Genomic DNA, 13,426 nt, shown 5'->3' with positions numbered 1-13,426 from the left:
CGCGGGCGGCTCCCGTTCGCGATCAGATTCCGCCCGTGGAGAGCAGCCCGCCGTCCACCCGGACCGTCTCGCCGGTGATCCACGCCGCCTCGTCGGAGACCAGGAATCCGATCAAGCGCGCCACGTCCTCCGGGCTGCCCAGCCGCTTCATCGGGTACACGCTCGCGGCGCGCTCCTCGTCGGTCGAGTACAGCGCGTCGGCGAACTTCGTCTTGATCACGCCCGGCGCGACCGCGTTCACCCGGATCTTCGGCCCCAGCTGCCAGGCGAGCTCACCGGTGAGATGGATCAGCGCGGACTTGGACGCGCCGTAGGCGGCGATCACGCCGGTCGAGCGGATGCCAGCGACGCTGGCCACGTTGACCACGGCGCCGCCGTGGTCGCGCATCCACGCCTTGTACGCCTCCTGGATGTAGCCCAGGGCCGCGACCACGTTCACGTCGAAGATCTTGCGCACGGCATCGAGGTCGGCGTCCATCAGCGAGCCGAAGACCGGGTTGATGCCGGTGTTGTTGATCAGGACGTCCAGCGAACCGAACTCCGTGACCGCGCGCTCGACCGCGGCGGATCGATCCTCGGCGACGCCCGAGTTGCCCGCCAGAGCGACGACCTGACCCTGGTGCCCCAGTTCGCGCAGCTCCGCGGCGGCTTCCTCCAGTGGATCCTTCTTCCGCGCGGTGATCAGCACGTTCGCGCCGCGGGCGAGCAACTCCGCCGCGACCGCCTTGCCGATGCCACGGCTGGCCCCCGTGACCAGAGCGCTCTTGCCCAATAGATCGGTACTCATGGCATCGCACGGTAGCGCAGGCCACCGCGGGGGCCGTTATCGCCGTCACATGCGGGGTGCTGGTATGCGGGCGCACCCTGCGCCCCGGGTAAAATCGGTGGTTCTTGTGCGCGTCGGGTCGCACAATCGAGCACGCGTCCAGCACCACGATCCGCTAGGAGAAGTTTGTGATCACCGCGACCGACCTGGAGGTCCGGGCCGGAGTCCGCACCCTGCTGTCCGCTCCCGGACCGGCGCTTCGGGTGCAGGCGGGCGACCGGATCGGGTTGGTCGGGCGCAACGGCGCGGGGAAGACCACCACGCTGCGCATCCTGGCAGGCGAGGGGGAGCCGTACGCGGGCAAGATCCTGCGCTCCAGCGATATCGGTTATCTGCCGCAGGATCCGCGCGAAGGCAACCTGGACGTGCTGGCCCGCGACCGGGTGCTGTCCGCGCGCGGCCTGGACACGCTGATCCGGGAGATGGAGAAGCAACAGGCGCTGATGGCCGAGGTCGCCGACGACAAAGAGCGGGAGAAGGCGGTCCGCAAGTACGGCCGGCTCGAGGAACGCTTCTCGGCGCTGGGCGGTTACGTCGCCGAGAGCGAGGCGGCGCGCATCTGCCACAGCCTGGGTCTGCCCGACCGCGTGCTCGGTCAGCCGCTGCGCACCTTGTCCGGCGGACAGCGGCGCCGAATCGAATTGGCGCGCATCCTGTTCGCCGCCTCCGACGGCAGCGGCGGGCGGTCGGACACCATCTTGCTGCTGGACGAGCCGACCAACCATCTCGACGCCGACTCGATCACCTGGCTGCGTGGTTTCCTGCAGAACCACGACGGCGGCCTGATCGTCATCAGTCACGACGTGGACCTGCTCGCCGACGTGGTGAACAAGGTGTGGTTCCTGGACGCGGTGCGCGGCGAGGCCGACGTCTACAACATGGGCTGGAAGAAGTACCTGGACGCGCGCGCCACCGACGAGCAGCGCAGGCGGCGGGAACGCGCGAACGCCGAGAAGAAGGCGAGCGCGCTGCGCGCCCAGGCGGCCAAGCTCGGCGCCAAGGCCACGAAAGCGACTGCGGCACAGAACATGGCCAAGCGCGCCGATCGCCTGCTGGCCGAACTCGACGACGTGCGCGTCGCCGACAAGGTCGCCAGGATCAAGTTCCCCGAGCCCGCCGCCTGCGGCAAGACGCCGCTGATGGCGGAGAACCTGACCAAGGTCTACGGCTCGCTGGAGATCTTCACCGGCGTCGACCTCGCGATCGACCGCGGTAGCAGGGTGGTGGTGCTGGGGCTCAACGGCGCGGGAAAGACGACGCTGCTGCGCCTGCTCGCCGGAGTCGAGCAGCCTACGGCGGGTGGTCTGGTGCCGGGGCACGGTCTGAAGGTCGGTTACTTCGCCCAGGAGCACGACACCCTGGACGACAACGCCACCGTGTGGGAGAACATCCGCCACGCCGCGCCGGACGCCGGTGAGCAGGAGCTGCGCGGCCTGCTCGGCGCGTTCATGTTCTCCGGCCCGCAGCTCGACCAGCCCGCGGGCACGCTCTCGGGCGGTGAGAAGACCCGTCTCGCGCTGGCCGGACTGGTCTCCTCGGCGGCGAACGTGTTGCTGCTGGACGAGCCGACGAACAATCTCGACCCGGTGTCGCGGGAACAGGTTCTCGACGCCTTGCGCACCTATGCGGGCGCGGTGGTGCTCGTGACCCACGACCCGGGTGCAGCGGAGGCATTGTCTCCGGAACGTGTGATCCTGCTCCCGGACGGGACAGAAGACCATTGGTCGGCCGAATATCTGGAACTTATTCAGCTCGCGTGAGATTCATCACAGGTACCCGTTGATCACGGCCTGCTGAGTGCTTAGCCTGGAAAGACGCTGCTCGGCGACTCGGAGGAAGCCATGAGCGACAGGCCACAGAGCAAGGCCACATTGGGTAAGGGCACACGCGTCACCGGCAAGTCACGCGATCGCCTACAAACCCAGTTGAAGAAACAGTACGAGGCCGGTGCGAGCATCCGGTCACTGGCGCGGTCCACCGGCCGCTCCTACGGTTTCATCCACAACGTCCTCGTGGAGTCGCATGTGCAGCTCCGCAGCCGGGGTGGAGCCAATCGCCGCAAGAGCCCATAGCGCCGCAACGGCGTGCTTTGCCGCCGGACGGCTACGCGGCCGCCACGGGCGGAGCCCCCAACCGGATCGACGTCGACGCCCCCGAACTGGATGTCTACCTCGCCGAGCTGCACGGCGGCGTCGATGCCAGGTCCTCGGGCGCATGTCGGCGATCGAGTGGAGCCGCAATGCAATTCAGCGGCGCTCGCGCCGTTGGTCGTCGCGCGGGACCCCGTCCAGCGACGGGCTTCGGCTGCTGTCGTCCGGTGGAGCGCCGCTGCGCGGCGAATGCGGGGCCGCCGTTGCCGCATACCGTGGCGTTTCCGGTCTCGATCGTGCCGCCGGACCTGTGACCGGGTTCAGTAGCCCTCCACCATGCCGTCACCGTCCACCAGCAGGTTGGCCAAGCTGCGAAAGATCGGCAGCCCGGTCTTGATCTCCAGGTAGGCGAACTGGCCCTGCGGGTTGACCTCCAGGAAGTAGTACTCGCCGTCACGGCCGAGCCGAATGTCGAGCACCCCGAAGGACAATCCGAGTGCGCCCATCAGCGTGGCCAGTGACTTGCTCACCGAGGCGGGCAGGTGATCGTGCGCGAAATCGACCGATGTGTCCAAGCGGGAGTCGACCTTGCCGACGCCCGCTTGGGAGTCGATGCGCACGGTCCATTCGACCCCGTCCACCCACACCACGCGCAGATCGCAGCTGGCGTCGACGTAGTCCTGGAAGGTGGTCGGCGCCGAACGGATCGCGGCCAGCCTGCCGAAATCGTCCCTGGAGATGATCCTGGTCTCGGCGAACTCCGCCCGGCTGGTGCCGGTGCGCTTGTAAACGACCGGACCGGGCCGGGATTCGACGAAGCTGCGCGCCTCGTCCGGATCGTTGGTGATCAACGTCTCCGGCACCGCGAACCCGGCCCGCAGCGCCGTCTCCAGCTGGACGATCTTGCGTGCCGCGGTGCGGTCGGCGCCGGGGTCGTTGACCCAGTGAGCGGGGATGGACCAGAGCAGCCCTTGAATGAATCCGTCGCACTCGGCCTGGCGAAACTCGTTGTCCGAGGCGCGGACACCCGCGGGCACCCGCGCGGGATGCGGTCGCCGCCACCACACCGACCGCACGTCGTCGAGGCCGATCAGGTGCGACAGCGAGCGTGTGGTGCCGAGTCGGTCCAGCCGGAAGCTACCGGACTCCTGGGGGAAATCGCGCAGGTCGAGGTGGATCGGGCCGAGCCCGTGGTGTTCTCGCAGCGTCGCCGCCATCGCGGTGGCGTGTAGATCATCGGATTCGGACACGATCAGGACCGAACCGCGCCGGCGTGCGGCCATCCGCCTGCCGCTCAGTCGAGGCTGTCGCAGTTGATGCCGTCGTCGCTGCCGTTCATCGACTTGGTCTGGCAGTAGGTGAACGTCGCACCGCTCGCACCCGGGCAGTCGACGAGTTGCAGCCGGTCGGCCCAGGTTTCGGTGAGCCGGCGCAACTGCTCGTCGCCGAGCGCCTCCGACGGTGACTCCGGGATGGTCATCGGCCGATCGACCAGGTCGATCCGCAGCCTGCGGGTGAAATCGGCGGTGGCGCCAGCGCGAATGTCCACCAGCACCGGGCGCCCGTCCTGATCGGCGTGGGGCGCCGCGGAATCGACCACGCGCAGGACATCGGACCGACTGAAGGTCCACGTTCCCTCGGCGACGCGCACGCTGATCTGCCGGTCCGATTCCGCGACCAGCAGACCCTGGAGCGGAGGAACGCGGTCACCCCTCGGCGTCGTCCCGGGAAGGTGGATTGCGTCGGTCATAGCCGTTTCTCCGATCTGCTCGTGATTTGCCACGACCCCCAAGCGTGTGAGCGATCATATCGCGATGAGCGGCGTTATCGGCTCGGATCGCGAGATTTCCCGGCCTATGGCAAACCGAATTCCGATTCATAACGCCCGAGTACCGAAAGTTTTCCGGTAGCCTGGAAATGCTGAGATAGCAATCGAGAAGCTAATCTCCCGTGAGGCGCGGATGCTGCTCATAGCCCGATATTGGCGGCTGTGCATCTGTACTCTCGTCCTGCTGGGCGCAGGTGGCCCGCGACGACGGCTGCTGTGCGGCATCGTATTTCCTCCCGCGCCGCGCCGTGCTCGACTCGCTCCGAATTGATTGTCCGCGGGCGGATCCGGAAGGGCGCCGACTTCACTTCCGGTTCGCGTTGCGCTCCGCCCACCAAGCGGGGGCGTCGACGAAGTGGTTGTCGAACTCGTCCTGAGCGGCGGCGAGATCGGTCATCGGGGATTCGCCCGCGGCGATTCGTTCCAGCAGCCGGAAGTACTCGAAGCGCTGCACGCCGGGCGTGAGCGCGATGAGGATCCGTGCCGTACTGTCCGGTGCGGCGCCGAAGGCGTGCGGCATGAATTTCGGGACCACGATCGAACCACCCGCACCGACGGTGACGATGCGGTCACCTGCGAGCAGTTGCAGTTCGCCGTCCGCGACATAGAACAGTTCGTCGGAAAGCGTGTGATAGTGCGGCGCCGCGCCGTCCGCTCCACGGTCCATGTCGACCTCGAGTGTGCTCAGCCCGCCGCCCGCCTCCTCGGCGTCGATCAGCAGGCGCATGGTGACCGACGTGGTACGGAGGGTCTCCGCATCCTGCGGCTGACGGATCGCGACGTCCTTGCGTGGCGTGGGAATGGCCATCGGAGCCTCCAAATTAGTTCGGTGATTGATAATTCGCTACCGAACTATATCGTGCCGAATAAGATCCTGTCCATGACCGAGCGGAAAACGGACGCCGTGGACGCGATCGTGGCGCAGTGGCAGCGGGAACGACCCGACCTGGATCTCGAGGCGATGGCCGTGGCCGGACGTCTGGGCAGGCTGTTGGTGGTGGCGCAGCGTGAGATCGAGGCGGTATTCGGCAAGCACGGCCTGCAGCGCGGCGAATTCGACGTACTCGCCGCGCTCCGTCGTTCGGGCGCGCCGTTCGAACTCAGCCCGTCGGTGCTCGCCGACACGCTGATGTTGTCCAGGGCGGGCATGACCGGACGGCTGGACCGGCTGGAGTCGGCGGGACTGGTGCGGCGCGTCGCGGACGTGCGGGACCGCAGGGCGGTGCGCGTCGGCCTCACCGAGGCAGGACGGGAATTGGTCGACACCGTGGTCACCGAGCACACCGCGAACGAGACGCGGATGCTGTCCGTGCTCACCGCGGGGGAGCGACGGGAACTGGACCGGCTCGCGCGAATCCTGCTCAGCAGCATGGAACCGGACGCGTAGCCGCGGTAGCTCACGCACCCTTCGATCCGCCGAATCGCGCTCTACTTGGGCGAACTCGTGCCGCGATGAGGTAGCCCGATACTCGTGCCGAGTGGGCGTCCCTGCTCTACCTTGAGATTCCGTACCGAAGGGGTCGGTGCGGTTGGCAAGGAGGCCACGATGATCGACATCATCACTCTCCGCGGCACCGGGGAGCCGCGCAACTCCGACGGAACGCCCGCGGGCATGCTGCACGACGTCGTGAAACTACTCGACACCGGGAAGTTCAGCTGCTTCGAACCGGATTGGCCCGCTTCCGTCGGCCCCGTGCCGGAGGTCTGGGGTCCTTCGCTGGAGACGTCGGTACGGCTCGGCATCGCCGCCGGCGTGCGGGCGATCCAGGACTCGCCGAACGTCTGCGGCCTGCTGAGTTATTCGCTCGGCGGCATCTGCGCCAGCCGGATCCTGGAGGGCGTGCGGTCCGGGAAGTACAAGAACACCGACGGAACGCCGCTGGAGATCGCCTTCGTGGTGAACATCGCCAACCCGCTGCGCCGGGCCGGGCAGTCGGTCGGAAACCTCTGCCCGGCGAATACGTTCGGCCTGCACGGGCAGCGCGGCGCGTGGCCCGCGTCGATCGACGTTCGCGAGTACGCGAATCCCGGCGACATCATCACCGCGTCGCCAGCGGATTCGCCGTTGCGCGTCATCGACGTGGGTATCTCGCCGTTCTCGTTCGTGGAGGGCGCTCGGATCGGCAACGTCGCGCCGCTGATCTTCGCCGAACTGCTCGAAGTCCTGCTGCGCGACCCGATCGCGAACCTCGAGCGCTACACGACGGCCGTACGCGGCGTCATCGGCTATCTGACCCCGTGGCCCGACGGTCAGCACGTGCTCTATTCCGGACGGAACATGCCGGGGACGAACGTGCTGTGGACCACGCACGCCGCGGAGTACCTCAACGCGGCGTACTAGCCGCTCTCACTGCTTGCGTCGGACCGACGCCTCGACCAGATCCAATACGGCGGAAAGGTTCTCGTTGGTGTGGCCGGAGGCGATCCGGGCGATCAAACCGTCGAGGACGAGGTCGAGGTAGCCGAGCAGCACGTCGGTGGGCACGTCGTCGCGCAGCGCGCCCGCGGCCTTACGACGTTCCAGGCGGGCCAAGGTGGCGGCGGTGAGTTCGGCCGAACGCTGGGTCCAGCCCGCCCGGAATTCGGGATCGGTGCGCAGCCTGCGGGCGATCTCCAAACGCGTTCCGAGCCAGTTGAACTGCTCGGGGTGGGCGAGCATGTCGCGCATCACCTGCACGATGCCCTGATTGGCCGCGACATCGGCCATGCGTTCGGCGTCTTCCTGGGCGAGGGCGAGGAACAGCGCGTCCTTGTCCCGGAAGTGGTGGAAAATGGCTCCCCTGGACAGCCCGATCTCTTCCTCGAGGCGGCGCACGGTGGCGCCGTCGTAGCCGTACTCGGCGAAGCAGCGGCGTGCTCCGTCGAGGATCTGGCTGCGCCGGGCGGCGAGGTGATCGTCACTGACCTTGGGCACGGAATCCTCCAGCGGGGAAACACGGACCCCCGCGTCGGCGGTAGACCGACGCGGGGGTTGTCCGACACGAGACTTCAGTGGCGCGAACACGCGCCAGCGAAGGTGGCGCGATCAGGCACGAATCATGTTGCGCAGCACGTACTGCAGGATCCCGCCGTTGCGGTAGTAGTCGGCCTCGCCGGGGGTGTCGATGCGGACCACCGCGTCGAAGGTGATCTTGTCACCGTTCTCCTTGGTGGCCGTGACCTTCAGGGTCTTCGGGGTGGCACCCTCGTTGAGCTGGGTGATGCCCTCGATGTCGAAGGTCTCGGTGCCGTCCAGCTTCAGCGACGCGGCCGACTCGCCCGCCGGGAACTGCAGCGGGATGACGCCCATGCCGATGAGGTTGGAGCGGTGGATGCGCTCGAACGACTCGGTGATGACGGCCTTCACACCCAGCAGGCTGGTGCCCTTGGCGGCCCAGTCGCGCGAGGAGCCCGAACCGTATTCCTTGCCGCCGAGCACGACCAGCGGGACGCCCGCGGCCTGGTAGTTCTGCGAGGCGTCGTAGATGAACGCCTGCGGGCCGCCCTCCTGGGTGAAGTCGCGGGTGTAGCCACCCGAGACGTCGTCGAGGAGCTGGTTGCGCAGCCGGATGTTGGCGAAGGTGCCGCGGATCATCACCTCGTGGTTGCCGCGCCGCGAGCCGTAGGAGTTGTAGTCCTTGCGCTCGACGCCGTTGGCCTCCAGGTACTGCGCGGCCGGGGTGCCGGGCTTGATGTTGCCCGCCGGGGAGATGTGGTCGGTGGTGACCGAGTCGCCGAGCAGCGCGAGCACCCGGGCGCCCTTGATGTCGGTGACCGGCTCCGGGGTCTGCGGCATGCCTTCGAAGTACGGAGGCTTGCGCACGTAGGTCGACTCGGCGTCCCACTCGAAGGTCTTGCCCTCCGGGGTGGGCAGGCTGCGCCAGCGCTCGTCACCCCGGAACACGTCCTTGTAGTCCTCGAGGAACATGTCGCGGCTGATGACCCGGTCGATGGTGTCCTGGATCTCCTGCGGCGAAGGCCAGATGTCCTTCAGGAAGACGTCGTTGCCTTCGGTGTCCTTGCCCAGCGGGTCGTTCTCGAAGTCGAAGTCCATGGTTCCCGCGAGCGCGTAGGCGATGACCAGCGGCGGAGAGGCCAGGTAGTTCATCTTCACGTCGGGGGAGATGCGGCCTTCGAAGTTACGGTTGCCCGACAGCACCGCGGTGACGGTGAGGTCGTTGTCGTTGACCGCCTTGGAGATCTCCTCCGGCAGCGGGCCGGTGTTGCCGATGCAGGTGGCGCAACCGAACGCGACCAGGTTGAAGCCCAGCTTGTCCAGGTACGGCCACAGGCCCGCCTTCTCGTAGTAGCCGTTGACCACCTGCGAACCCGGAGCCATGGACGTCTTCACCCACGGCTTGCGGGCCAAGCCCTTCTCCACCGCGTTGCGGGCCAGCAGGGCCGCGCCGAGCATGACCGACGGGTTGGAGGTGTTGGTGCAGGAGGTGATCGAGGCGACCACGACGGCGCCGTGGTCGAGCACGAAGTCGCCGTACTCCTCGCTGCGCACCGTCACCGGCTTGGACGGACGGCCCTCGGCGCCGTTGGCGGCCGACACCAGCGACTCGGCGCCGTCGTCGGCGAAGGACAGCACGGCCGGGTCGCTCGCGGGGAAGGACTCCTCGACGGCCTCGTCCAGCTTGCTGTGCGGGGTGTCGGCGGCGGGGCCGCTCTCCGCGTCGTTGGTGTAGTTGTGGATGTCCTTGCGGAACGCGATCTTCGACTCCGACAGCAGGATCCGGTCCTGCGGGCGCTTCGGGCCCGCGATGGACGGCACCACGGTGCTCAGATCCAGTTCGAGGTATTCGGAGTAGGCGGGCTCGGAGTCGGCATCGTGCCAGAGGCCCTGCTCCTTGGCGTACGCCTCGACCAGCGCGACCTGCTCGTCGGAGCGGCCGGTCAGGCGCAGGTAGTCGACGGTCACGTCGTCGATCGGGAAAATCGCGGCGGTGGAACCGAATTCGGGGCTCATGTTGCCCAGGGTGGCGCGGTTGGCCAGCGGCACCTCGGCCACGCCCTTGCCGTAGAACTCGACGAACTTGCCGACCACGCCGTGCTTGCGCAGCATGTCGGTGACGGTGAGCACGACGTCGGTGGCGGTCACGCCCGGCTGGATCTCACCGGTCAGCTTGAAGCCGACGACGCGCGGGATCAGCATCGAGACGGGCTGGCCGAGCATGGCCGCCTCGGCCTCGATGCCGCCGACGCCCCAACCGAGGACGCCGAGGCCGTTGACCATGGTGGTGTGCGAGTCGGTGCCGACACAGGTGTCGGGGTAGGCCTGGCCGTTGCGGACCATGACGACGCGGGCCAGGTGCTCGATGTTGACCTGGTGCACGATGCCGGTGCTCGGCGGGACGACCTTGAAGTCGTCGAACGCGGTCTGGCCCCAGCGCAGGAACTGGTAGCGCTCGCCGTTGCGCTGGTATTCGATGTCGACGTTGCGCTCGAAGGCGTCGGCGCGGCCGAAGACGTCGATGATGACGGAGTGGTCGATGACCATCTCGGCGGGGGCGAGGGGGTTCACCTTGTCCGGGTCGCCGCCCAGGGTGGCCACGGCCTCGCGCATGGTGGCCAGGTCCACGATGCACGGCACGCCGGTGAAGTCCTGCATGATGACGCGGGCGGGCGTGAACTGGATCTCGGTGTTCGGCTGCGCCGTGGGATCCCAGCTCGCGATGGCGCGGATGTGATCGGCGGTGATGTTGGCGCCGTCCTCGGTGCGGAGGAGATTCTCCGCGAGGACCTTCAGTGCGTACGGGAGTTTCTCGGTGCCGGGCACGGCGGAGAGGCGGAAGATCTCGTAGGAGTTGCTTCCCACCTCGAGGGTGCCCTTGGCGCCGAAAGTATCGATACTTGTCGTCACGTCAGCTCCACTCGTCTGTGCGGGTGGCCACCGGCGGGGCTGTGCCGGCGGCCGAGTCTTCGGAGGTGCTCCGGCGCCGCTCCGGCGCTGGTTCCTCGCGCCTACGACCTTAACAGTACGCTTGTCCTGTGAAACACCAGGGGGCGGTTCGGCGTGCCGCGCGCGCGAGATGCGACACTCCGTCGCGTACTGTGCTTTCGAGCCAGCAAGGGGGATCTTGCTCGCCCTGCAGTGTTGGATGCCCGTCGCTTCGGTTGCCGATGCGGCTCGACAGACCGGATGGAAGATGACCGCCCCGCACAACTCGGTTTTCACCCCTATGGCCGCCGAATTGCCGCCGAATGTCACCGCCGACACCGTGCGCTCGCTCAACGCCGATCTGGCCGACGATCACGTCGCGACACTGACCGGTAAGGACAAGAAGGAACTGGCCGCCATCGCCGCGGAGGCGCGATCGCAAGGAATCCCGCTGAGCATCGTGGTCGTCCCCGGCAATCCAGGACACGATTCGAGCCTACGGGACTTGGCCACCGAGGTGGGTAAGACGCAGCACGGCACCGTGGTCGTTCTCAGCGACGACTGGGTGGGCACCTACAGCGACACGATCAGCCGTGTGCGGCTGGAGTGGGCCGAGGACGCCGCCAAGGGCACGCAGGGTAAGAGCGGAGAAGCCGCGAGCATCTTCACCGCCCGCTTGGAGACGCCGGAGTCGATGTCCTGGACCGCCATCACCTGCGCACTGCTGGGTGGAACGGTGGCGGTCATCGCCGGACTGTACTGGGTCAAGGTCCGGCGGGCGGCGGCCGACGGTCCGGAGCGTGTGGCGAGCGCCCGGCGGACACCGGACGGCGAGTCGTCCGACGCGCGCGCCATCTGAGGTCGCGGCGCTTTTCTGCGAAGCCGGCTGCGGCGGATTCGACATTCTGGTGGTAACCCGCGCCTGGTAACGGCGCGGTTGTCCATCGCCACTCGGCCGCAGGCGCGGTACCTCTGCGCGTCGCAGGCGTGCGTCGCTGACACCGCCTTCGCTCGATGCGAAGCCGAGCTGTGTCCGATATGGGGCGAAATCGGGCCGTCAGCATCCATGTAGCTAATTTTCCGAACGGTTGGTCTGTTGTGTTCGGAGAAAGCGTGGCGCGCAGTACAGCAAATTTCTAGCAATGAAGAAGATGTGGGCGGCAACAAGGTCGATGCCGTTTTGTCGGTGACGTAAGTGTCGTACGGTTCGAATGGTCCCTGATGGGGAATAAGTGTTCCCAGAGGCCATCTGTCGACCACAGTGCATCCTGGTTCGCCTGATGCCCTCGAGGATTGCCGGAATCCGGTCCTTGGAGGTGTGATGCGCAACAACGGCGGGCTCACCAACCGGCGCCGACTATCGGTCGCTGTGGGGTTGCTGATTGCGGTCGTTGTAGTGGTCACGACTGGACCTGTCGCTGCTGTGCCACCTCCTCCGCCAAATCCCAGCGACGGCGAAATCGCCCAGGCGGGCGCGCAGGTGGACGCCGGTGTCGCCGAGGTCGGCACCCTGATCAACCAGGTCGCCGTGGTCGATCAGCAACTGGGGCAACTCGACGACGCCGTCGCGCAGCGCCGGGAGGACGTCAACCGAGCGCTGGTGGACCTGCAGACCGCGCGCGATGCCGCCGACGCGGCCGCCGTCGTGGTGGTGGACACCCAGCTCGACCTCGCCGATGCCGCGGCCAAGGTGGGCCAGGCGCGACGCAACTTCGATCAGTTCGCCACCCAGGCCTATACCAATCCGGGCTCCGGCTCGATGGTCACCTACCTCGCCGCGGCCACCCCCGCGGTCGCACTGGACCGGGCCCAGCTCCTCGAGCTGGTCTCCAAGAATCGTCAGCAGGTGCTGGACGGCCTGCGGCGCGCGCAGATCGATCAAGGCAACAAGAACTCCACCGCGCGGCGGGCGAAATCGGACGCCGACACGGCCGCCGCCGTCGCCGCCGCGCGCAGGGCCGACGCCGAGAACGCGGTCGCCGCGGCGAAGGCCGAACTCGACCGGCAGACCGCCCAGCGCGACGACCTGCTGCGGCGGCGCCAGGACGCGCAGGGCAGGCTGGATCAAGCGCGGCAGAACGTGGCCGGCCTGCAGGACCAGCGTGACGCGTACCTGGCCTGGGACGCCATGCGCAAGGTGGAGGAAGCGGCGGTGCGTGCCGCCGCGGCGGCGGCCGCCGCGCGCGCGGCCGCCGACCAGGCCGCTCGCGATCGCGCCGCCGAACTCGGCACCGGAAAACGCCCGCACACTCAGCTGGAGGACGCGCCGCCACCGCGGCGGAGCGCGCCACGACCGAAGTCGCCACCGGTCGAAGGCTCCGCGGCGATCGAGATCGTGGTCGATCGCGCCATGTCACAACTCGGCGTCACCTACGCCTGGGGAGGCGGCGACGAGGACGGGCCGACCCGCGGCATCCGGGACGGCGGCGTCGCCGACAGTTACGGGGACTTCGAGAAGGTCGGCTTCGATTGCTCGGGGTTGATGGTCTACGCGTTCGCGGGCGTGGGGGTCTCACTGCCGCACTACAGCGGCTACCAATACAACGCGGGCACCCGAGTGCCGGTCGGCGATCGCGAGCGCGGCGACATGCTGTTCTGGGGGCCGAACGGCAGCCAGCACGTGGCGCTGTATCTCGGCGACGGGAAGATGGTGGAGGCGCCGGAATCCGGCGACGTGGTGAAGGTGTCCCCGGTCCGCGAGGGCGGCATCATGCCGTTCGCGGTGCGCGTCGTCTCCTGATATCGGACATTCCGGGTGCCCCGCCCGGCCGGAGGACCGCGGAAATTCCCATTCTGTCGGGTCCGGTTGCGGCACAGGC

General features: G+C 67.8%; 12 protein-coding genes. 6 read left to right on the top strand and 6 right to left on the bottom strand.

The features are described from left to right. Positions 1 to 22 precede the first annotated feature (22 nt). Positions 23 to 787: an SDR family oxidoreductase gene (locus tag ACIHAX_RS32885; protein WP_355070855.1), complete on the bottom strand. Its 765-nt coding sequence runs from the start codon at positions 785 to 787 to the stop codon at positions 23 to 25. Between the two features lie 167 nt (positions 788 to 954). On the opposite strand from ACIHAX_RS32885, the gene ACIHAX_RS32880 reads away from it, so the two are divergent. Together ACIHAX_RS32880 and ACIHAX_RS32875 are read left to right on the top strand one after the other, a co-directional pair. Continuing rightward, complete coding sequence (locus ACIHAX_RS32880) at positions 955 to 2,586, top strand: ABC-F family ATP-binding cassette domain-containing protein (RefSeq protein WP_356961853.1); 1,632 nt, start codon at positions 955 to 957, stop codon at positions 2,584 to 2,586. Between the two features lie 81 nt (positions 2,587 to 2,667). Beyond that, positions 2,668 to 2,898: a helix-turn-helix domain-containing protein gene (locus ACIHAX_RS32875; RefSeq protein WP_355070859.1), complete on the top strand. Its 231-nt coding sequence runs from the start codon at positions 2,668 to 2,670 to the stop codon at positions 2,896 to 2,898. 338 nt (positions 2,899 to 3,236) lie between these two features. On the opposite strand, the gene ACIHAX_RS32870 is transcribed toward ACIHAX_RS32875, so the two are convergent. From ACIHAX_RS32870 to ACIHAX_RS32860, 3 genes are all read right to left on the bottom strand, one after another. Beyond that, positions 3,237 to 4,166, bottom strand: coding sequence for a hypothetical protein (locus tag ACIHAX_RS32870; RefSeq protein WP_355070861.1), 930 nt, complete (start codon positions 4,164 to 4,166; stop codon positions 3,237 to 3,239). A 44-nt stretch (positions 4,167 to 4,210) separates the two neighbouring features. Further along, positions 4,211 to 4,666, bottom strand: coding sequence for a hypothetical protein (locus ACIHAX_RS32865; protein WP_355070863.1), 456 nt, complete (start codon positions 4,664 to 4,666; stop codon positions 4,211 to 4,213). A 382-nt stretch (positions 4,667 to 5,048) separates the two neighbouring features. After that, entirely contained in the window at positions 5,049 to 5,552 is a 504-nt protein-coding gene (locus tag ACIHAX_RS32860; protein WP_397281480.1) for a cupin domain-containing protein, read from the bottom strand. Between the two features lie 72 nt (positions 5,553 to 5,624). Between ACIHAX_RS32860 and ACIHAX_RS32855 the strand changes: the two genes are divergently transcribed. After that, positions 5,625 to 6,131 carry a MarR family transcriptional regulator gene (locus tag ACIHAX_RS32855; protein WP_356961859.1) on the top strand — a complete coding sequence of 169 codons (507 nt, stop codon included), beginning with the start codon at positions 5,625 to 5,627 and terminating at the stop codon, positions 6,129 to 6,131. A 159-nt stretch (positions 6,132 to 6,290) separates the two neighbouring features. Then, complete coding sequence (locus ACIHAX_RS32850; RefSeq protein WP_397281478.1) at positions 6,291 to 7,085, top strand: hypothetical protein; 795 nt, start codon at positions 6,291 to 6,293, stop codon at positions 7,083 to 7,085. Positions 7,086 to 7,091: 6 nt separating this feature from the next. Here ACIHAX_RS32850 and ACIHAX_RS32845 read toward each other — a convergent pair whose 3' ends face one another. Next, complete coding sequence (locus ACIHAX_RS32845; RefSeq protein WP_039798681.1) at positions 7,092 to 7,658, bottom strand: TetR/AcrR family transcriptional regulator; 567 nt, start codon at positions 7,656 to 7,658, stop codon at positions 7,092 to 7,094. Positions 7,659 to 7,769: 111 nt separating this feature from the next. Then, complete coding sequence (locus ACIHAX_RS32840; protein ID WP_355070871.1) at positions 7,770 to 10,589, bottom strand: aconitate hydratase; 2,820 nt, start codon at positions 10,587 to 10,589, stop codon at positions 7,770 to 7,772. A gap of 286 nt (positions 10,590 to 10,875) precedes the next feature. Here ACIHAX_RS32840 and ACIHAX_RS32835 point away from each other — a divergent pair, with 286 nt between their 5' ends. After that, the gene (locus ACIHAX_RS32835; protein WP_356961861.1) at positions 10,876 to 11,466 is read left to right on the top strand and encodes a DUF6676 family protein; all 591 of its coding nucleotides are present in this window, start codon (positions 10,876 to 10,878) and stop codon (positions 11,464 to 11,466) included. Between the two features lie 462 nt (positions 11,467 to 11,928). Continuing rightward, on the top strand, positions 11,929 to 13,347 hold the full coding sequence (locus tag ACIHAX_RS32830; protein WP_356961863.1) for an NlpC/P60 family protein: 1,419 nt from the start codon (positions 11,929 to 11,931) through the stop codon (positions 13,345 to 13,347). Positions 13,348 to 13,426 lie beyond the last annotated feature (79 nt).

The sequence above is a fragment of the Nocardia sp. NPDC051929 genome, assembly GCF_044548645.1.
Lineage (GTDB): Bacteria > Actinomycetota > Actinomycetes > Mycobacteriales > Mycobacteriaceae > Nocardia > Nocardia sichangensis.
The sequence above is the reverse complement of the archived record's forward strand: the minus strand, read 5'-3'. Positions and strand labels throughout refer to the sequence as shown.

Bases quoted from the DNA above. Each gene is read 5' to 3' on its own strand.
- ACIHAX_RS32830 (WP_356961863.1), top strand. From the start codon at position 11,929: ATGCGCAACAACGGCGGGCTCACCAACCGGCGCCGACTATCGGTCGCT.
- ACIHAX_RS32885 (WP_355070855.1), bottom strand. From the start codon at position 787: ATGAGTACCGATCTATTGGGCAAGAGCGCTCTGGTCACGGGGGCCAGC.
- ACIHAX_RS32860 (WP_397281480.1), bottom strand. From the start codon at position 5,552: ATGGCCATTCCCACGCCACGCAAGGACGTCGCGATCCGTCAGCCGCAG.
- ACIHAX_RS32855 (WP_356961859.1), top strand. From the start codon at position 5,625: ATGACCGAGCGGAAAACGGACGCCGTGGACGCGATCGTGGCGCAGTGG.
- ACIHAX_RS32865 (WP_355070863.1), bottom strand. From the start codon at position 4,666: ATGACCGACGCAATCCACCTTCCCGGGACGACGCCGAGGGGTGACCGC.
- ACIHAX_RS32835 (WP_356961861.1), top strand. From the start codon at position 10,876: ATGACCGCCCCGCACAACTCGGTTTTCACCCCTATGGCCGCCGAATTG.
- ACIHAX_RS32875 (WP_355070859.1), top strand. From the start codon at position 2,668: ATGAGCGACAGGCCACAGAGCAAGGCCACATTGGGTAAGGGCACACGC.
- ACIHAX_RS32850 (WP_397281478.1), top strand. From the start codon at position 6,291: ATGATCGACATCATCACTCTCCGCGGCACCGGGGAGCCGCGCAACTCC.